General features: G+C 55.2%; 17 protein-coding genes. 11 read left to right on the plus strand and 6 right to left on the minus strand.

Going from position 1 to position 17,478, the window contains the following annotated elements; translation table 11 throughout:
• Window positions 1–132: 132 nt before the first annotated feature.
• Window positions 133–423, minus strand: coding sequence for a hypothetical protein (locus tag SADFL11_RS04605; RefSeq protein WP_008195573.1), 291 nt, complete (start codon window positions 421–423; stop codon window positions 133–135).
• A 343-nt stretch (window positions 424–766) separates the two neighbouring features.
• Here SADFL11_RS04605 and SADFL11_RS04610 point away from each other — a divergent pair, with 343 nt between their 5' ends.
• The gene (locus tag SADFL11_RS04610) at window positions 767–2,071 is read left to right on the plus strand and encodes a YcaO-like family protein (protein ID WP_228198274.1); all 1,305 of its coding nucleotides are present in this window, start codon (window positions 767–769) and stop codon (window positions 2,069–2,071) included.
• A 37-nt stretch (window positions 2,072–2,108) separates the two neighbouring features.
• On the opposite strand, the gene SADFL11_RS04615 is transcribed toward SADFL11_RS04610, so the two are convergent.
• Window positions 2,109–2,639 carry a CAP domain-containing protein gene (locus tag SADFL11_RS04615; protein WP_209002730.1) on the minus strand — a complete coding sequence of 177 codons (531 nt, stop codon included), beginning with the start codon at window positions 2,637–2,639 and terminating at the stop codon, window positions 2,109–2,111.
• A 35-nt stretch (window positions 2,640–2,674) separates the two neighbouring features.
• Window positions 2,675–3,511: a phosphodiesterase gene (locus tag SADFL11_RS04620; RefSeq protein WP_008189770.1), complete on the minus strand. Its 837-nt coding sequence runs from the start codon at window positions 3,509–3,511 to the stop codon at window positions 2,675–2,677.
• A 240-nt stretch (window positions 3,512–3,751) separates the two neighbouring features.
• On the opposite strand from SADFL11_RS04620, the gene SADFL11_RS04625 reads away from it, so the two are divergent.
• The 4 genes from SADFL11_RS04625 to SADFL11_RS04640 all read left to right on the plus strand — a co-directional run bounded on the left by SADFL11_RS04625 (window position 3,752) and on the right by SADFL11_RS04640 (window position 7,499).
• Window positions 3,752–5,467, plus strand: coding sequence for an ArnT family glycosyltransferase (locus SADFL11_RS04625; protein ID WP_209002732.1), 1,716 nt, complete (start codon window positions 3,752–3,754; stop codon window positions 5,465–5,467).
• Window positions 5,454–6,350: a phosphatase PAP2 family protein gene (locus tag SADFL11_RS04630; RefSeq protein ID WP_040450619.1), complete on the plus strand. Its 897-nt coding sequence runs from the start codon at window positions 5,454–5,456 to the stop codon at window positions 6,348–6,350. Before SADFL11_RS04625 ends, SADFL11_RS04630 begins: the two co-directional genes overlap by 14 nt.
• A 9-nt stretch (window positions 6,351–6,359) precedes the next feature.
• Window positions 6,360–7,121 carry a glycosyltransferase family 2 protein gene (locus SADFL11_RS04635; protein WP_050776120.1) on the plus strand — a complete coding sequence of 254 codons (762 nt, stop codon included), beginning with the start codon at window positions 6,360–6,362 and terminating at the stop codon, window positions 7,119–7,121.
• 63 nt (window positions 7,122–7,184) lie between these two features.
• Window positions 7,185–7,499: a lipid-A-disaccharide synthase N-terminal domain-containing protein gene (locus SADFL11_RS04640; protein ID WP_008191718.1), complete on the plus strand. Its 315-nt coding sequence runs from the start codon at window positions 7,185–7,187 to the stop codon at window positions 7,497–7,499.
• Between the two features lie 43 nt (window positions 7,500–7,542).
• On the opposite strand, the gene SADFL11_RS04645 is transcribed toward SADFL11_RS04640, so the two are convergent.
• Entirely contained in the window at window positions 7,543–8,394 is an 852-nt protein-coding gene (locus SADFL11_RS04645; RefSeq protein WP_040450617.1) for a PhzF family phenazine biosynthesis protein, read from the minus strand.
• A 100-nt stretch (window positions 8,395–8,494) separates the two neighbouring features.
• Window positions 8,495–9,670, minus strand: coding sequence for a cystathionine beta-lyase (gene metC, locus SADFL11_RS04650; protein WP_040450615.1), 1,176 nt, complete (start codon window positions 9,668–9,670; stop codon window positions 8,495–8,497).
• A gap of 232 nt (window positions 9,671–9,902) precedes the next feature.
• Between metC and SADFL11_RS04655 the strand changes: the two genes are divergently transcribed.
• Window positions 9,903–10,919 (plus strand): amino acid ABC transporter substrate-binding protein, encoded by a 1,017-nt coding sequence (locus SADFL11_RS04655; RefSeq protein ID WP_008196006.1) that lies wholly within the window; start codon window positions 9,903–9,905, stop codon window positions 10,917–10,919.
• A 21-nt stretch (window positions 10,920–10,940) separates the two neighbouring features.
• Here SADFL11_RS04655 and SADFL11_RS04660 read toward each other — a convergent pair whose 3' ends face one another.
• The gene (locus tag SADFL11_RS04660; RefSeq protein ID WP_040450613.1) at window positions 10,941–11,312 is read right to left on the minus strand and encodes a hypothetical protein; all 372 of its coding nucleotides are present in this window, start codon (window positions 11,310–11,312) and stop codon (window positions 10,941–10,943) included.
• Here SADFL11_RS04660 and SADFL11_RS04665 point away from each other — a divergent pair.
• The 5 genes from SADFL11_RS04665 to SADFL11_RS04685 all read left to right on the plus strand — a co-directional run bounded on the left by SADFL11_RS04665 (window position 11,311) and on the right by SADFL11_RS04685 (window position 17,462).
• On the plus strand, window positions 11,311–12,327 hold the full coding sequence (locus SADFL11_RS04665; RefSeq protein WP_040450611.1) for an amino acid ABC transporter substrate-binding protein: 1,017 nt from the start codon (window positions 11,311–11,313) through the stop codon (window positions 12,325–12,327). The two genes, SADFL11_RS04660 and SADFL11_RS04665, sit on opposite strands and share 2 nt — an antisense overlap.
• Before the next feature lie 245 nt (window positions 12,328–12,572).
• Window positions 12,573–13,778 carry an amino acid ABC transporter permease gene (locus tag SADFL11_RS04670; protein WP_008195078.1) on the plus strand — a complete coding sequence of 402 codons (1,206 nt, stop codon included), beginning with the start codon at window positions 12,573–12,575 and terminating at the stop codon, window positions 13,776–13,778.
• A 10-nt stretch (window positions 13,779–13,788) separates the two neighbouring features.
• Complete coding sequence (locus SADFL11_RS04675; RefSeq protein WP_008190481.1) at window positions 13,789–14,940, plus strand: amino acid ABC transporter permease; 1,152 nt, start codon at window positions 13,789–13,791, stop codon at window positions 14,938–14,940.
• 67 nt (window positions 14,941–15,007) lie between these two features.
• Window positions 15,008–15,811, plus strand: coding sequence for an amino acid ABC transporter ATP-binding protein (locus SADFL11_RS04680; protein ID WP_008191694.1), 804 nt, complete (start codon window positions 15,008–15,010; stop codon window positions 15,809–15,811).
• A gap of 316 nt (window positions 15,812–16,127) precedes the next feature.
• A complete protein-coding gene (locus SADFL11_RS04685) occupies window positions 16,128–17,462 on the plus strand; it encodes a globin-coupled sensor protein (protein ID WP_008192796.1) in 1,335 nt (444 codons plus the stop codon).
• Window positions 17,463–17,478: the final 16 nt, after the last annotated feature.

Consider the following 17,478-nt stretch of genomic DNA (forward strand, 5'->3'; position numbering starts at 1 on the left):
GCAAGAACTTCGCCGAGCTTGCGAATATTTTTTTGATAATATGGAAAACGCGCCATTTTGCCTATCCGATAGAATGTGCGCGGCCGGAGTTGGTGGCCTCCGGCCGCTTTTGCGGGATTGGTTGCGGTTCAATCAATCCGGCATTTCTTCATAGTGACAGTTAGCCAGTGCCAAGCGGCCAAGCTCTTCGAAATAAGTTTCATCACCTGCTGCAACGCGGGCCTCATCAATCTTTTCCGGGATGACCAGATGCACCTTGTCTGCGGTGTCGGCATAGATTTTGACATCTGTTGCCAAGCCGAGCTCCGACAGCGCGGCTTCCGGGTTTTCCGCAAACTTGGCGCGTTCTGTTGAGTTCTGGATGATTTCACCAAGTTTCGAACCAATGGCCAGGTCGCGATCGTTAGTTGAAAAAGTGTGCATGCTAAGCCTCCAGGTTATTCGGTTGTATGTTTTTCAATTTTTTCGGCGGCAAAAGTAATAAAGGCCCCAAGTCTGGAACGTAATCACGTTATATCGATATTATAAGTAACAATATCTTGCGACTACTTGATCCTGTGTAAAATTAATGCATCAATAAATTCGTAAAACAATGAAAAAACGCAAATGCTACCGCTTCGCAATTTCTGATGGGTAAGTTGATGAAAATATATACTTGAATGCATTCTAAGGAATGCTTTAGTCAAAGGGTGTCTTTGTGTTTGGGGGAGATATGCATCGCTTTAAGTCGGAGGTTTTGAATGGGCTTGCGAGTGCCGGTCTGGTCATGCAAACGGGAAGGGATGTGAAGCCGGCCAATCCGGATGCCGCGCAAGCTCTCCGGCTGTTTGCGCCGGTTTTGCAAACCGGCCGCGTTCGCCTGGTGCCTGTCTCTTTTCCAGGCTGTCCAATCCACTTTTGTACCGCTGTTGTTACGCCTCATAACTCTGATGAGCAGCGTGCCAAAAATGCGACTGGATCCTTTGCCGCCGGTGGGCAAGCAAATACGAAAGTAGGTGCAGCTATTAGTTGTGTTGGGGAGGTTGCGGAAAGATTAACCCTTTGTTCTCTTGGGCACGATGATCCGCGGGTTGTTGCTGTAACGAAGGGGGAGTATCAAGCAGAGCTTGCTTCCATACTGGGATTTAGTGAGGCCCAGATGAGCGATTTGCTTCGCAAGCGAACGGAGTTGAGGTGCGGGTCCCGCGGGTCTTTGATTGATTGGAGCAAGTTAAGTAATCGGTTTATTCGCGTGAGCGATTTGTTAAACGGGTCTGTGGCGCGGCTACCTGCATTCGCGGCGCTTTTTGGAGAAGTTGTTCTCGAAAAGGGTCTCACGGTAGGCGTTTCGTCAACAGTCGGGTGTGCAGTCTGGTCTGATTTGGAGGGCGCGCGGGAGCGGGCTGCTTTGGAGCTCGCAGAGCGCGATGCAGTGGCTCAGGCCTGGTACAACCGCTTGGGGATAACACTGGTACCGGAGCCGGTTTTGCGTGAAAAAATTTCTGACGACTTGAGGAAGTATCTTTCCCAACGCATTCGAAAGACAACGATTTGCAGGGTTGAAACCGATCTCCCGGTCCATGTGGCCGTTGCCATTTCACACCGCGGCGATGGTTTTGCGGCAGCGTTCGGTGCTTGTGCCGAATGGGATATCGGATCCGCGATGTTTGGAGCGATCACCGAAATGCTGCAGGGAGAAATCTCGTTGTCTGCGATGGAGGCTGCGTATTCAGATCCCCAGCATGCGCAAGGCAGCAGAATTCCAATCCAGCTTCGCTATGCCCGCGAGAAGTCGATCCTGGATGATTGGCCGCTTGGAGAAAAATCGGAAAAGGGGGCATGTTTTGAAGACAAGGCCTTTTCTCTTGATGGGTTGTTGGAGGCTTTGAGGGAAAAGGGAATTACAGTTTGGGAGTTTGATGCGACACGTCCGGATCTTGGTGTGCCTTGCATCAAACTGTTCTCACCCGAATTGTGCACTTGGCAGCCAAGGTTTGGGAAAGACCGGCTTTTTCAAGGCGTGGTCGAGCGCGGGTTGCGCACTGAGCCTGAACGGGAAGAGGTCTTCGCTGGGCGTTCCTTCCCGTTTTGATCGGCTAAAAATATGTGTTGTCCTATAACAGGTGTGTTTAGTTGACGGGGACCGGCCGGCCGTCGGCTTGCGGCCGCGCCAGCGTCATGACCCAGAAATTCCGCCATTTTCCATTGCTGCGATTGGTGCGGGCAATGCCAACACGCGTCACATACGGGTTGAGCAAGTTCTTGTTGTGGCCTTCGGAACCTTGCCAGCCGCGGAAAGCAGCAGGCAGATCCGCATAACCGGCACCAAGATTCTCCGCAGCTGCGTAATTTGGGTACCGCGCCTTGTCGAGCCGTTGGGAAAGGCCGAAAGCGCTATGCTGCCAGGTGTCCATGCTGTCGCGTTTGGCAATGTGCCGCGCCATATCTTGAGAGACACCATCAAGCGCCGGATCGTGACGCAATGCCGGAAGACCATTCTGTGCGCGATAGGCATTCACCATCGACATCAGAGAAGATGTGCTGACATCGACATCTGTAAAGATCGGCGGGTCTTCCAATTCGCCTTGACCGCCAGGCAGCGCACCGCAGCCTGCCAAGAACGCAAGGAGCAAGATCAACGGCAGGGTGCGTAGGCTCAAGATAGCTCTGTTTATCTGACTGCCAAAAACCATTGTCACGCGTCGTCCCCGGGCCAGGAAACCCCCTCATCGGCAAAGAAGTGATGTGGTCCCGGATAGGCTTCGACATAAGCCATATGGGTCACCGTGCCGGCTTGCAGCGTATGGTGATGGAGGAAATAAGCGGGCGGTTCGAAATTGAACATCGGCGGCCCATCTTCGGTCAAATCCAAGACGACCTGGTGGCCCGTGCTGGGGGCGAGAGTCATGATCTTGCCCGCGAACTCCGCGATGATGGGGCGGTGCAAATGACCGCAAAGCAGCCGCTGAATGTGCTTGTGCGGACCGATCACCTCTGCGAGCGCATTGGCATCATTCAGGCCGATTGCATCCATGTGCTGAATACCGCTGAGGGCAGGCGGATGGTGGAGGGCGATGAGCGTTGGTCGGTTGTCGTCCGAGAGACGGTCGGAAAGCCAGTTCAGTTGCGGTGTTCCGAGTTCGCCATTCGGTTTGCCGGGGATGTTGGTATCAAGCGCGATAAGCCGGACATCACCAATTTCGGCGGTGTAGCAGAGCTTGCCATCCACATCGCCATCCATTCCCGGAAACCCGGACATCTCGCGCCGCATATCGGCGCTGCCGTCGTGATTGCCGGGGATCATGAAAACCGGCATGGCGAGCCGCGACAGGATCTGCCGGGCAAGCGCATATTCCCGAGGATCGCTCTTGTCCGTGAGGTCTCCGGTCAGAACTACTGCGTCCGGGCGTGGCGTCAGGCCATTCAAGGCCAGAATCGCCCGTTCTGCCAGCATGTTGGTATCGGAGACACGGTAGCAGGCAAGTCCGCGCGGACGAAGATGCAAATCGGTAATATGTGCAATGAGTGCCATATAATCGCCAACTGAATATTGCGAGGAATCGTCCCCATGACGATAGCTTCACAGAGTTTGGGTGCAAGCAGTGTTTCCCTTTTCAAAAAGCTCATGTAGGAGATGCACACACATTCTTTTTGAAAGGCTGGGATCAAGCCCATTTGATCCTCGCGGAATCGGGTCGTAATGGCAGAAACGCAATCGGCAGCAGCAGGCAGTGCGCAACCGGAGCAGAATCCGGAGAAGTCCGGAAGTCAAATGAAAAAGCCCATGTGGCTGCGCATCTTCGGCCATGATGTGACCGCACCGCTCCTGTTGCTCGCCTTAGCGCTTGTTTTGTTCGTTCCGGGTCAGTGGACTGTGCCGCCGCTGGACCGCGATGAGCCGCGTTTCACGCAAGCGACCAAGCAAATGCTCGAAACCGGCGACTATGTCGACATACGGTTCCAGGATCAGGCCCGCCACAAGAAGCCGGTTGGCATTTATTGGCTGCAAGCGGCGGCAGTCAAACTTACCGGGCATGATGCGTCTGCACCGCTTTGGGTGTATCGCTTGCCCTCCATCATTGGCGCGACATTGAGCGTTCTGGCGGTTTTCTGGTTGGCAAGAGCGTTCATGGGCCCCTCAGGAGCGCTCGTTGCCGGCGGCTTTGTCGTTCTTGCCATCATCCTTGGTGTTGAAGCGCGTCTTGCGAAAACCGATGCCACCCTTTTTGCAACGATTGTTATAGCTCAGGGCGCCCTGGCGCGGCTCTGGTTGAGGAACAGCTCCGACAGGGCCTGGGGCCTTGCTTTCGTGTTCTGGACCGCGCTTGCGGCAAGTGTCTTGGTCAAGGGACCTGTTGGCCCGATGGTCGTCGGGTTCACCGTTGTTGGCCTGATAATCACCGGCCGCAATTTGAGTTGGTTCAAAGGGGCCGTCCCGCTGGCCGGGTTCATCTGGTTCTTCTTGCTGGTGCTGCCTTGGTTCGTCGCCATCTGGATCGCTACGGACGGCACATTCTTTACCGAAGCGATCGGCAAGGATCTGCTCGGAAAAGTCTCTGAGGGGCAGGAGGGGCATGGGGCCCCGCCGCTAACCCATCTCGGCGCCATGTTTGGCGTGTTTTGGCCGCTTCCAGCATTCTTCCTGCTTGCTTTGCCGATGATGTGGCGCGAGCGGAAAAGCCCTTTGGTGATCTTCGCAGCTTGCTGGTTCTTCCCGAGCTGGGTGGTTTTTGAACTCGTTGCGACGAAGCTGCCTCATTACACAATGCCTTTGATGCCCGCTCTTATTTTGCCCGTGGCGGCCGCGCTGATTGAAGGCGCCGGGTCCCAATCAGCCAGATGGCTGCGCTGGGTGGCGGCGGGTTTATTGGCGGTGCCGGCCATAGGAATTGCGGCCGCAGCCTTCGGAGGCCCGTTTGCGCTCGGTACCTGGCCGTCCCCTCCAGGGGCGATAGTCACCGGGATTGGCGCTGTGTTTGCGGTCTTTGCCGCAAGCCGCCTGCTGCGTGGACCGGCGCTCTATGCTCTGCCAGCTACTACGCTGACCGCAATTTGCGTTGCCATCGGTGTATGGGGTTTTTCAGGACCGGCACTGACTACGATCTGGGTTAGTCCGCGCCTTGTGACCGCGATGGACGAGATACCGGGATGTGCAAACCGGGATACACGTCAGGTGGTTACGACTGGTTTCCATGAGCCAAGCTTCATTTTCCTGGAAGGGACAAACACCAAGATCGTGCCGGAGGCTGAAGCCGCCGAGTTCCTCGCTCAGGAACAGCCGCGGGAGAGTGGTGTTTGCCGGATCGCAGCGATCGAGAGCCGCCATGAAGAAGCGTTTCTGGCCGTAGCCAAGGAGAAGGGACTTGTCCCCGTGGTGCGAAAAAGGGTAGACGGCCTGAATATCAACGGCGGTGATGATGTCGATATTGCGCTCTATCAGTCGGCCGCAAACGCAACAGACACACAAGGCGGCAATGAGCAGCAATAGTCGGATAAAATGGGTGCTGGAACGGATGCGCGGCAATGCCCGGCGCGCCATGATCCTTTATTCCAACCGTAAGGAGCGCGGTACCGCGCAATTGCGGACATTGCCACCGGGCCAGCGGCCACAAGATATACTTGCTGTTCTTCTTTTGACGGTGGGTGTCGCGGTCGTTGCCTTTGATGCACCGACGTATCCTTGGCTGAACTCTCTACCGAACGAATACCGGACGGCCTTCCGCTCCTTCACAGACCTGGGTAAGGCGGACTGGATTCTGATTTCAACTGGCGTTCCCTGTCTCTTTCTGCTGGCACTCGATGCTGGTCGGTACGCCTTCCGGATAAGAATGGCCATCGGTGCCGTCTTCACCTATGCGGCATTTGTCTTCTACACGGTCGCAGCGTCCGGGATTGTGGTACTGATCATCAAGTGGAGCCTTGGGCGCGCGCGTCCGAAGTTATACGAGGAATTCGGCCCAGTTCATTTTGATTTCCTTGCTTTTCACGGCAAATTCACGAGCTTTCCGTCCGGCCATTCCACAACAGTCGCCGCCCTTGCGACCGCGCTTTATTTCATCTTCCCGGCTTACCGGTGGCTGATCGTTGTCAGTGCGTTCTGGCTGGCATTCTCCAGGGTGATGGCGGGTGCACATTACCCAAGTGACGTCATTGCCGGCACACTGCTCGGGATGACCTTTACCTTCTTCACCGTGCGTGCCATGGCCCGGCGCAGGATCGGTTTTCATATTGCGGAAAACGGCAATATCGTTCCGAACATGACGGCCATTTCGGCCAAGGCAAGCGCACGTGCCGTTTGGCAGGTTTTGCGCGGACAACGCGGAGCGCAGCGCATCGTACCGGGCCGGGCTGCGGCTAGCGAGGCGGACTGAGTGGGTGTCATGACACAGAGTTACTTGGAAGCCTTGGCCGCGACAAAGGGCGGGGTCGCCGTCACCGTGGTTGTTCCTGCGAAAGATGAGGCAGAAAACCTGCCCATTCTTCTGGACGAGATTGAAACGGCACTCAGCGGACGGACGTTTGAAGTCATTGTAATAGACGACGGATCGTCTGACGGGACCGACATTGTCCTACAGGACTACGCGGCAACGCATGACTGGCTGCGTCCGGTACGGCACGAAAAGTCTTGCGGTCAGAGCTGTGCAGTCCGCACCGGACTTCAGCATGCGCGTGGTGATATCGTCGCCACCATCGATGGAGACGGCGAGAACAATCCCGCATATATACCGCAGCTGCTCGATGCTCTTGAAGCCGCGGGGCCGTCTGCTGCACTTGCTGCGGGTCAAAGGCTTGGCCGGAAAGCAAGTCTTGCCAAACGGTATGCCTCCAAGTTCGCGAACAAACTGAGGGGTGCCATCTTAAAGGACAACACCCGTGACAGCGGCTGCGGTCTCAAAGCGCTACGCCGTGAGGTCTTTCTTCAGCTTCCGTATTTTGACAGCTGGCACCGGTTTCTCCCGGCATTGGTGATCCGCGAAGGATACAATGTCGTGCATATTGACGTTCAGGACCGGCAGCGGCGCCATGGGACCTCGAAATACGGTATCTTCGATCGGGCGTTTGTCGGGGTGCTGGATTTGTTTGGTGTGTGGTGGTTGCGCCGCCGCCGCAAAAAAATTCCGGTTGTCCGGCCGTTGACCTAATTTGACGCCACATTTTCCAAGCAGAAACGCGCCGCTGGCGTATCAAGGTAACTGGAATTCGACATGGCTGCCCTCATAGACTGGTTTCATGCAGTCTTCATTGCACAGTTTGATTTTTGGCTGATCTTCGGTCTGGCTGCGCAATCGATGTTTATGATGCGCTTTGTTGTCCAATGGATGGCATCCGAACGTGTCGGGCGATCCATCGTGCCGATCGCTTTCTGGTTCTTCTCGATTGCCGGCGGGATCATGTTGTTCACCTATGGAGTGATCAAGAAGGAGCCGATCATCATTCTGGGGCAGGGGCTCGGACTGGTGATCTACTTCCGGAACCTTTGGCTGATTTTCAAGGAAAAGCGGCGCGATCCGGCAATCTGACCGCGCCATAGCGCTTGTGATATTTTGAGTGATCCGGCTGTGATCAGTCTGTGAAATCACTTTCATTCATGACCCGGGCCGTGCCGGACACACGGATTGAACTTCCCTTTTCAGATCCGATTTCCGCAACGATGCGGCTGGGGTTCCCCATATCAAATCCCTGATTGATTTCGATGCGTCCATCATGCGGCCAACCAATATCGCGCAAATAGCCAGCATATGCAGCGCTCGCGGCACCGGTTGCCGGATCTTCATAGACCCCGCCGGAGGCAAAGGCATTTCGGGTGTGAAAGAGTTGCGGCGTTTCGTTGTAGGCGATCAGAATGGTGACCCAACCATGCTCTTCCATCAGCTTCCGCCCCGTTTCCTGATCATAGGTCATGCCTGATACGGCCTCTCGCGAGTTCAGCGTCAAGGCGAAATGGTCCGCGCCACCATGGACGAGCGCTGGCGGAATGCGCGGATCGATCTGGTCTTTCGTGTAACCGAAAAGATCCAAGACCTCGCTCACAACATCATCAGGTGCTGGCTGGCTTCGTGTTGGAGGCGATTGGAGGGCGGCTTCCACGAGTTCGCCCGAGACGGCGCCTTCCACGGAGATCTCAGCTTCGTTGAGCTTCAGATTGTAACGCCCTGGACCGAACTCGCGGGTAAGGGCAGATCCGAGTGCGATGGTCGCGTGACCACAAAACGGCACTTCGGATTGCGGCGAGAAATAGCGGACCCGCCAGGCCCCATTACCTTGAGGCTCAGCAAATGCGGTTTCGGAAAAGCCGACATCCGCTGCGATCGTGCGCATGTCTTCGACCGACGGATGCGCGTCACTGATGAGCACACCGGCCGGGTTGCCGCCCGTGTCGCCATCTGAAAATGCGGAGATGCACTGAATGTCCATGGTGGAAACCTTTGTGTGTTTTTGGTCCCCACCATTTTGTGACAAACAAGTCTGATCGCAACAGGTGTTATCCATGAAACTTGTTTATGGAATCCATCAATTAGGCGAAAGCCTTGTCCAGAGCTTGGCCAAGGTCCTTGATCAGATCTTCGGGGTCTTCAAGGCCGATGTGAAGGCGAACTGAGTGAAGATCCGGATCAACATTTGTGGCCGAACGCATGCCCTTCAGTCGGACCGGTATTGCAAGACTTTCAAATCCGCCCCAGGAATATCCGAGACCAAACAGGGTCAGGGCGTCGAGAAACGCATAGGCCTGCTCTTGTGTCGTGCGGGTCGCAAAGTCGAAGCCGCACAGGCCGGAGGCGCCGGAAAAGTCCCGCTTCCAGATCTCATGGCCGGGATCGCTCTCAAGCGCCGGATATCTGATCGCGCCGATGGCGGGCTGCGTCTTCAGCCAGTCCAGAACGACGGCAGTGTTTTTCTGGTGCCGCTCAAGGCGGACAGACAGGGTCCGAAGCCCGCGCAAACCCAAATACACATCGTCCGGGCCGACATGGCTTCCCATTGCGCCATGGAGCGTATCCAGTTTGTGCCAGGCCTTTTCGCTGGCAGCGATCGTACCAAGCATGACATCTGAATGGCCGACAATGTATTTTGTGCCCGCCTGGATGGAGAGATCAACGCCGAAAGCAATTGGTTGGCAATAGAGCGGACTAGCCCAAGTGTTGTCCATTAGCACGGTCGCATCGATTTCGTGCGCGGCAGCCGCAATCGCCGGAATGTCCTGCATTTCGAAGGTTAGGGAGCCTGGGGCCTCAGTGAAGACCGCAGTGGTGTTCGGTTTGAAGAGCGATTTGATGTTCGCACCAACAGCCGGATTGTAATACTCAACATCAACGTTGAGGCCTGGCAGGACGGTATCTGCAAAGTGTCGGGTCGGGCCGTAAGCCGTATCGGCGATCAGTATATGGTCGCCTGACTTCACGCAGGACAGAATTGCTAGCGCAATGGCATTCAGACCGGAATTGGCCAGTTTCACGCCGGCCGCGCCTTCAATTTCCTTCAAGGCGTCTTCAAGGGAATCAGTGGTTGGATTGCCGCGGCGTGCATAGGAGAATTTTTGCGCGCCCGTCACCATGGTCTTGGTGTCGGGATAGAGCACTGTGGAGGCATGGACGACTGGCGGATTGACAAACCCATGGAACCCAGACGGATCCCGGCCGCTATGTGCAAGAACGGTTTCAATGCTTCTTTTATTGTCCGGCGTATTCGTCATCGATCCTTCAGTCCGTTTTGGCTGTCTTGTTGTTCTATGTCGGTATTAAGCACGAGCCCAATGGCAATGAGCTGATCATGTGATGTCCCGATAGGCTTTCTGATCGCGAAATTGCGTCAGATCGCTGTTTTTCCCAAGACATTTTTTCATTGGTATTCGTGATTTGTGGGAATGGTCCTTTGAAAGGCAGGGAATTGCGAGCCCTATTTCGCGCCTCAGGAGGACTGAAAAAATGAAAAACACATTCAAAAGCCTGGCGGTTGCTGCGGCCTTTTCCGGCGCGGCCTTTCCTGCTTCAGCGTCAACACTAGAGCGGGTCAAAGAGAACGGTTACTTCACCTGCGGCGTAAGCCAAGGCAATCCCGGATTTTCCAACCCGGACAGCGATGGCAACTGGAGTGGGCTAGATGTCGACTACTGCCGAGCGATCGCCGCAGCTGTTCTCGGGGATCCGGCTGCAGTCAAGTTCCGGCCATTGTCGTCACCGGAACGTTTCACGGCCCTGCAATCCGGCGAAATCGACGTTCTGTCGCGCACGACAACATGGACTATGTCGCGCGACACGAACCTTGGCGCCAACTTTGCCGGTGTCATGTACTATGACGGCCAGGCGATGATGGTCCGCAAGGAGCTTGGGATTACCTCGGCCATGGAACTTGCCGGTGCCTCGGTCTGTACGGCGACCGGGACCACGACAGAACTCAATGTCGCCGACTTCTTCCGGGTCAACAACATGGAGTACGAGGTTGTTGCCTTCGAAAAGAACGATGAGGTGACACAAGCCTATGATGCCGGCCGCTGCGACGTCTACACGACCGATAAATCCGGTCTGCACGCCAACCGCTTGAAGCTGACCAATCCGTCCGAGCACATGATTTTGCCGGAGGTCATTTCAAAAGAGCCGCTGGGTCCCGTGGTCAGGCAGGGCGACGATCAGTGGCTTAATATTGCGAAATGGACCTTGAACGTCCTGATCAACGCAGAAGAGCTCGGTGTAACCCAGGCAAATGTCGCAGACATGGAGTCTTCCGATAATCCAGCTGTAAAACGGCTGATCGGCGTGGAAGGCAACTTCGGCGGCGCACTCGGGCTTGATCAGGACTGGGCCGTTCGCATCATAAGCGCGGTTGGTAATTACGGAGAAATCTTCGTACGCAACGTTGGTGTTGATACCCCGCTTGGAATTGAGCGCGGTTTGAACGCGTCCTGGATCGACGGCGGCACTCTTTACGCCCCACCGGTTCGGTAAAATGGGCTTGGTCCGATGCATTTACATGACTGCATCGGACCTCACTTTGCGGCGTTTCACGTCTTTCCGTAGGGGACGCAGCTTCAGCGAATAAAAACGAATGATTACGTAATGGGCAGCCAATGAGGCGAAACTAGACATGTTCGCGTTTTGTGCAGCCATGGTAACCGTAATCCTACTTCGGCCTGAGAATTTTAACGAGATATCGTCAGCAAGTACTTGACCCGAACACGCAAATGCAATCGTATGGGGGCTGTTGGATCGGGGGATGATTTCCGGAGGAACCAGCGCCTTGCGCTGGATTTTGCCCGCCATGTCGGGCGAAGAGGACATCAACTCATACCGGCCAGCTAAATAAAAGTTATGGGTAACAAATAAAGGCTGCATATCCATGTCTAACAAAATCCTTCCGCTCGTACTCGGCGCCGCTATGGGTGTCGCTGCGACAGCTGCTGGTGCGACGACGCTGGAAGACGTCAAGGGCAAAGGCTTCATCCAGTGTGGTGTGAGCCAGGGTCTGCCGGGCTTCTCAAACCCGGATGCACAGGGGAACTGGACTGGTCTCGACGTTGATCTCTGCCGCGCAATGGCTGCTGCAGTATTCGGCGACGCGTCTGCTGTTAAATTCACTCCGCTTTCTGCCAAAGAGCGTTTCACCGCTCTGCAGTCTGGCGAAGTTGACGTTCTTTCCCGGAACACAACTTGGACCATGTCCCGCGACACTCAGCTTGGTCTGAACTTCGCTGGCGTCAACTACTACGACGGTCAGGGCTTCATGGTCCGTAAGGATCTGGGCGTGACCTCCGCTCTGGAAATGTCCGGCGCATCCGTCTGCACCAACACCGGTACGACAACCGAGCTGAACGTTGCCGACTACTTCCGTGCGAACAACATGCCGTACGAAATCGTCGCTTTCGAAAAAGCTGACGAAGTTGTCGCTGCATACGACGCTGGCCGTTGTGACGTTTACACCACGGACGCATCCGGCCTGTACGCTCAGCGTCTGAAACTGACCAACCCGGGCGACCACATGGTTCTGCCGGAAATCATTTCCAAAGAGCCGCTTGGTCCGGTTGTTCGTCAGGGTGATGATGAGTGGTTCAACATCGCAAAGTGGACCCTCAACGCAATGATCAACGCCGAAGAATTGGGCGTGACCTCTGCAAACGTTGACGAAATGAAAGCTTCCGACAACCCGTCCGTCAAGCGTCTGCTTGGCGCTGAAGGTGCATTCGGCGAGGCCATCGGCCTGTCCAATGATTGGGCTTACAACATCGTCAAGAACGTTGGTAACTACGAAGAAAGCTTCAACGCCAACGTCGGTCCGGACACTCCGCTCGGCATCTCCCGCGGTGTGAACGCGCTGTGGTCGAACGGTGGTTTCCTGTACGCTCCGCCGGTACGCTAATCCTCTGATTTAAAGAGGTTTTTGGGGTTCCGGCGGCATGACTGCCGGAACCCTCAATAAATTCTGCGCCAAAATAACCGGAAATCATCCGGACAGTGCGCGGGGAACAAACCTGCTTTCTGCCGATAGGGGACGCTAAACTAGCGTTGAGATGGAAAGCAGACGACGCCACGTCCACGGCTTGCGGACACTTGATCTGCCACATATGCCGGGCGTGATAACTTGGGCGAGGTTCTATGTCAGTCATGGAGCAGGACTCGGCGGGGGCACCGGCGCGTGCTTCGCTGGTGAATGATCCGAAGGTACGCGGGCTGTTTTATCAGGCACTCCTGATCGCAGCTTTGATCTTCTTCGGGTACTTCATAGTGACGAACACGGTAGCCAATCTGGAGCGGCAGAACATTGCCTCCGGTTGGGGTTTCGTTGAAAATACGGCCGGTTTTGGCATCATCCAATCTTTGGTTCCATATGCTGAAACATCTTCTTATGGTCAGGCGATTTTCGTCGGCTTTCTCAACACATTGATGGTCGCAGTCGTCGGGATCTTTTTTGCGACCATTATCGGATTTGTCGTCGGCATTGCGCGGCTGTCCAACAACTGGGTCATCAACCAGATCGCTTACTGTTATGTCGAGCTGGTCCGCAATGTTCCGCTTCTTCTCCAGATCTTCTTCTGGTACTTTGCCGTTCTGCGCGCGGTGCCGGGCAAGCGCGAAAAGTGGTCCTTGTTCGACACCTTCCATCTGAACATTGCCGGGTTACGGATGCCCAAACCCATTTGGGAAGATGGCTCCGGGTTCATCGGCATTGCTCTGATCATCGGTATCGTTGCGTCGGTTGTGGTCTCCAGATGGGCACGCAAGCGCCAGGACGAAACAGGACAGCAATTCCCGGTCTTCTGGACAGCGCTCGGTTTGATTATTGGTTTGCCGGTCATCACCTACTTCGTGACCGGAATGCCGATGTATCTGGAGCATCCGAACTACGTCGAAACCGGTCCAATCCTGCGCCGCGGCTTCGAGCTGGGAGTCGGTTTCAACCTGATCCCGGAGTTTCTTGCTCTGACAACTGCCCTAGCGATCTATACGGCTGCGTTTATCGCGGAAATCGTCCGGGCGGGTATTCAGGCCGTCAGCCACGGTCAGACCGAAGCGTCGCACGCCCTTGGTCTGCGCAACGGTCCGACCCTTCGTCTGGTGGTTATTCCGCAGGCGATGCGGGTCATCATTCCGCCGCTCACAAGCCAATACCTGAACCTAACGAAGAACTCGTCCCTTGCTGTGGCAATTGCCTTCCCGGACCTCGTTTCCGTGGGCGGTACTGTTCTCAATCAGACCGGTCAGGCGATTGAGATCATTGCGATCTGGATGGCGGTTTATCTATCGCTCAGTCTGATCACCTCAGCCTTCATGAACTGGTACAACCAGCGCATGGCGCTCGTGGAACGGTAAGGAGAGCGACATGTCAAAAACTGAAGTGTTCCAAGTTCGAACGGAAGAGGCGCCGCTCCTGCCGGCGCCGATCTCCACCACCGGTGTCATCGGCTGGATGCGGCAGAACCTGTTCTCGTCCATCGGCAACACCATTCTGACCCTGATCGGGGTACTGCTCGCTTACTCGATGCTTGCGCCGTTTATCCAGTTCGCGTTCATCGACGCGGTCTGGACCGGCGACAATCGTGAAGCGTGTCTGCCTCAAGATGGTGGTCACAGCGGTGCCTGCTGGGCGTATGTCGAAGCATACTTCCCACAATTCATCTATGGCCGGTACCCGGTTGAAGAGCGCTACCGGGTAGACATCGTGTATGCGTTGTTTGCTCTGCTTCTCGTGCCGCTGGCGATCCCGAGTGCACCGTTCAAGAAGATCAATGCGATCCTCTTCCTGGTGGTGTTTCCGATCATTGCCTACTTCCTGCTGACCGGTCTGGTCATCGGCGACAACGTCGTTCTGCCGATTGTCGAGACTGCAGTTTGGGGTGGTCTGCTGGTGACCCTGGTCATCGCGGTGACAGGTATCGTGGCGTCTCTGCCATTGGGCGTGGCGCTCGCGCTAGGACGCCGTTCCAAGATGCCGATCATCAAGCTGGTCTCGATCATCTTCATCGAGTTCTGGCGCGGTGTTCCGCTGATTACCGTTTTGTTCATGTCCTCGGTGATGCTGCCACTCTTCCTGCCGGAAGGTGTGACCTTCGACAAGCTCTTGCGGGTTCTGATCGGGGTGACGCTGTTCTCGGCAGCCTACATGGCGGAAGTGGTCCGCGGCGGTCTTCAGGCGATCCCCAAGGGGCAGTATGAAGGCGCCATGGCGCTTGGTCTCCGGTTCTGGCCGATGATGTATCTCATCATCCTGCCGCAGGCTCTGAAGCTTGTGATCCCGGGGATCGTCAACACCTTCATCGGCCTGTTCAAGGACACCACCCTGGTTCTGATCGTCGGCATGTTCGACCTTCTCGGCCAAATCCAGTCGTCCTTCACGGATCCGACGTGGTCGACCCCGAGCCAGGGCCATACCGGTTACCTCTTTGCAGCGATCATCTTCTTCGTGTTCTGCTTCGGCATGTCGCGATATTCCATCTATATGGAGAAGAAGCTGCACACCGGACACAAACGATAACGCTCTTCCGGGGCGCGCGGGATGAAATCGCTGCGCCCCGGTCCAAAGACACTCTTGGAGTAAATCAATGACCGAAAACGCTCTACGCGACGATGACCTGGCTGCCGATCGCACCAAGATGAAGGTCTCCGACACGGACGTCGCCATCGAAATCAAGAACATGAACAAGTGGTACGGGGACTTCCACGTGCTGCGCGACATCAACCTGCGTGTGATGTCCGGCGAACGGATCGTCATCTGCGGCCCGTCCGGGTCCGGTAAATCAACGATGATCCGTTGCATCAACCGTCTGGAAGAGCACCAGGCCGGCCAGATCATCGTGGAAGGTACGGAACTGACCGACGATCTGAAAAAGATCGACGAGATCCGCCGCGAAGTTGGCATGTGCTTTCAGCACTTCAACCTGTTTCCGCATCTGACGATTCTCGAAAACTGCACCTTGGCGCCAATCTGGGTCCGCAAGATGCCGAAGAAGGAAGCGGAAGAAGTTGCGATGCACTATCTTGAGCGGGTCAAGATCCCCGAGCAGGCGCTGAAATACCCAGGACAGCTGTCCGGTGGTCAGCAGCAACGTGTGGCAATTGCCCGTTCGCTCTGCATGAGCCCGAAAATCATGCTGTTCGATGAGCCGACCTCGGCGCTCGATCCGGAGATGATCAAGGAAGTGCTCGACGTTATGGTTGGTCTGGCTGAAGAAGGCATGACCATGCTTTGTGTGACCCACGAAATGGGCTTTGCCCGTAAGGTTGCCAACCGGGTGATCTTTATGGATGCCGGCCAGATCGTTGAGCAGAACGAGCCGGAAGAGTTCTTCACCAATCCGCAGCACGAGCGGACCAAATTGTTCCTCAGCCAGATCCTGCATCACTGACGGATTTCGGCGAAACGAGCCAACTCTCGTAAATCCCGGGCCTCAGGTCCGGGATTTTTTATCTTTTGTCGTAAAATGCCAAGCCAACGTTTCTGAAGAATCCAAAAAGAGGCCGGGAAACAGCAGCGAATCGTTCATCTAAACTTATCCAAGTGATTACAAAATAGCCATTATTCAGGTCATCTTGGTAGATCTGCATATGCGAAAAGTAACGAAAATTGTTGAAACTATTGGTAGTTATTTCTAGGTCGTCTGCAATTTATAATATGTTTAGTATTTCAATATGACCTAACGGCAGTATGTTGCGAGGGCTGCCATGTCTGAAACCGATTTTGATCATCGTCTGAAATTTGCAGAAATTGATTCCAAAACCATCTCGGCACTGAGGAAAACATGGCCGGTTATTCAGCCGGCTCTGGATGAGCTGCTTGCCGGTTTTTATGCGCACATAAAGGCTGAGCCTCATATGGCCAACATGGTCGGCGATCAGCAGCCACGCCTGGTCGGTGCGCAAAAAAGCCACTGGGAAAAACTCTTCTTGAGCGGCTTCGACAAGGACTATCAGGAAAGCATCAACCGGATTGGGCATATTCATTGCCGGATTGGCCTCGAACCCCGCTGGTATATTGCCGGTTACAAGTTTGTCTTGACACGTTTGCACAGGCACCTGGTCAAGAAATACCGCACGTCCTTTACGGATCTCGGTGATGTTCTGGAACATGTCACCGCCGCGGTCATGTTCGACATGGATCTGGCCATTTCAACATATGAAGAACAATTGTTGTTGGAGAGGGCTGAGCAGGCAAACAAGTTGAACAGAGCGATCGAGCAATTTCGGGAGAAAATAGAAAAGCCACTGAAGGATGCCGATGAGGGCGCCAGGATTGTGACTAGCGAGGCTGCTCAGCTTGAAAGCGTCTCCCGGGATGCCCAAAACCAGATTTCAAGCGCGGAAACCGTGTCGAAGGATTCCAGTGACAGTGTGCAAACGGTGGCAGCGGCAACGGAAGAGTTGTCCAGCTCCATCCAGGAGATCTCGAAGCAGATTGTTGGCGCGTCCAGAATAGCCAGCGAGGCGTCGGCCGGAACCGAGAGATCAAGCGACCAGGTTGCCAGCCTTGCAGGCGCTGCGCAAAAGATCGGTGATGTGGTCGGGTTGATCCAGGCGATCGCCGAACAGACCAATCTTTTGGCGCTCAATGCGACCATTGAGGCTGCACGGGCCGGGGATGCGGGCAAAGGCTTTGCGGTTGTCGCTGCTGAGGTTAAGGAACTTGCTCAACAGACCGCCAAGGCGACGGAAGAAATCAGCCAGCAGGTTTCCGAAATTCAGGAATCGACAGACGGCGCGGTTGGATCCATTCAATCCATTGCAGAAGTGGTCAAACAGCTAGATGAAATGACATCGTCCATTGCGGCAGCCGTTGAAGAGCAGGGCGCTGCGACCCAAGAGATTTCACACAGTGTCCAAACGGTAGCGAACGGTGCGCAGACCCTTGAGGAGAACATCGAAGGTGTTGGACATGCGGTGGTGGCAACGGACCGGGCTGCCGTGAACTTCAAAACGGCAGCTGACCGGATGAACACAAGCGTCTATGTGATTTCTGATGAAATCAAAAACTTCTTTGAAACCCTGCAAACTGGAACATGAGTTCAGGAAACAACTC

This window comes from Roseibium alexandrii DFL-11, from assembly GCF_000158095.2.
GTDB lineage: Bacteria > Pseudomonadota > Alphaproteobacteria > Rhizobiales > Stappiaceae > Roseibium > Roseibium alexandrii.

Excerpts from the sequence above, each read along its gene's own strand:
- SADFL11_RS04620 (WP_008189770.1), bottom strand. The coding sequence starts at position 3,511 with ATGGCACTCATTGCACATATTACCGATTTGCATCTTCGTCCGCGCGGA.
- SADFL11_RS04675 (WP_008190481.1), top strand. The coding sequence starts at position 13,789 with ATGTCAAAAACTGAAGTGTTCCAAGTTCGAACGGAAGAGGCGCCGCTC.
- SADFL11_RS04670 (WP_008195078.1), top strand. The coding sequence starts at position 12,573 with ATGGAGCAGGACTCGGCGGGGGCACCGGCGCGTGCTTCGCTGGTGAAT.
- SADFL11_RS04660 (WP_040450613.1), bottom strand. The coding sequence starts at position 11,312 with ATGGATATGCAGCCTTTATTTGTTACCCATAACTTTTATTTAGCTGGC.
- SADFL11_RS04640 (WP_008191718.1), top strand. The coding sequence starts at position 7,185 with ATGGCTGCCCTCATAGACTGGTTTCATGCAGTCTTCATTGCACAGTTT.
- SADFL11_RS04605 (WP_008195573.1), bottom strand. The coding sequence starts at position 423 with ATGCACACTTTTTCAACTAACGATCGCGACCTGGCCATTGGTTCGAAA.
- metC (WP_040450615.1), bottom strand. The coding sequence starts at position 9,670 with ATGACGAATACGCCGGACAATAAAAGAAGCATTGAAACCGTTCTTGCA.
- SADFL11_RS04635 (WP_050776120.1), top strand. The coding sequence starts at position 6,360 with ATGACACAGAGTTACTTGGAAGCCTTGGCCGCGACAAAGGGCGGGGTC.
- SADFL11_RS04645 (WP_040450617.1), bottom strand. The coding sequence starts at position 8,394 with ATGGACATTCAGTGCATCTCCGCATTTTCAGATGGCGACACGGGCGGC.
- SADFL11_RS04685 (WP_008192796.1), top strand. The coding sequence starts at position 16,128 with ATGTCTGAAACCGATTTTGATCATCGTCTGAAATTTGCAGAAATTGAT.
- SADFL11_RS04625 (WP_209002732.1), top strand. The coding sequence starts at position 3,752 with ATGAAAAAGCCCATGTGGCTGCGCATCTTCGGCCATGATGTGACCGCA.
- SADFL11_RS04665 (WP_040450611.1), top strand. The coding sequence starts at position 11,311 with ATGTCTAACAAAATCCTTCCGCTCGTACTCGGCGCCGCTATGGGTGTC.
- SADFL11_RS04655 (WP_008196006.1), top strand. The coding sequence starts at position 9,903 with ATGAAAAACACATTCAAAAGCCTGGCGGTTGCTGCGGCCTTTTCCGGC.
- SADFL11_RS04610 (WP_228198274.1), top strand. The coding sequence starts at position 767 with ATGCAAACGGGAAGGGATGTGAAGCCGGCCAATCCGGATGCCGCGCAA.
- SADFL11_RS04680 (WP_008191694.1), top strand. The coding sequence starts at position 15,008 with ATGACCGAAAACGCTCTACGCGACGATGACCTGGCTGCCGATCGCACC.
- SADFL11_RS04630 (WP_040450619.1), top strand. The coding sequence starts at position 5,454 with ATGAGCAGCAATAGTCGGATAAAATGGGTGCTGGAACGGATGCGCGGC.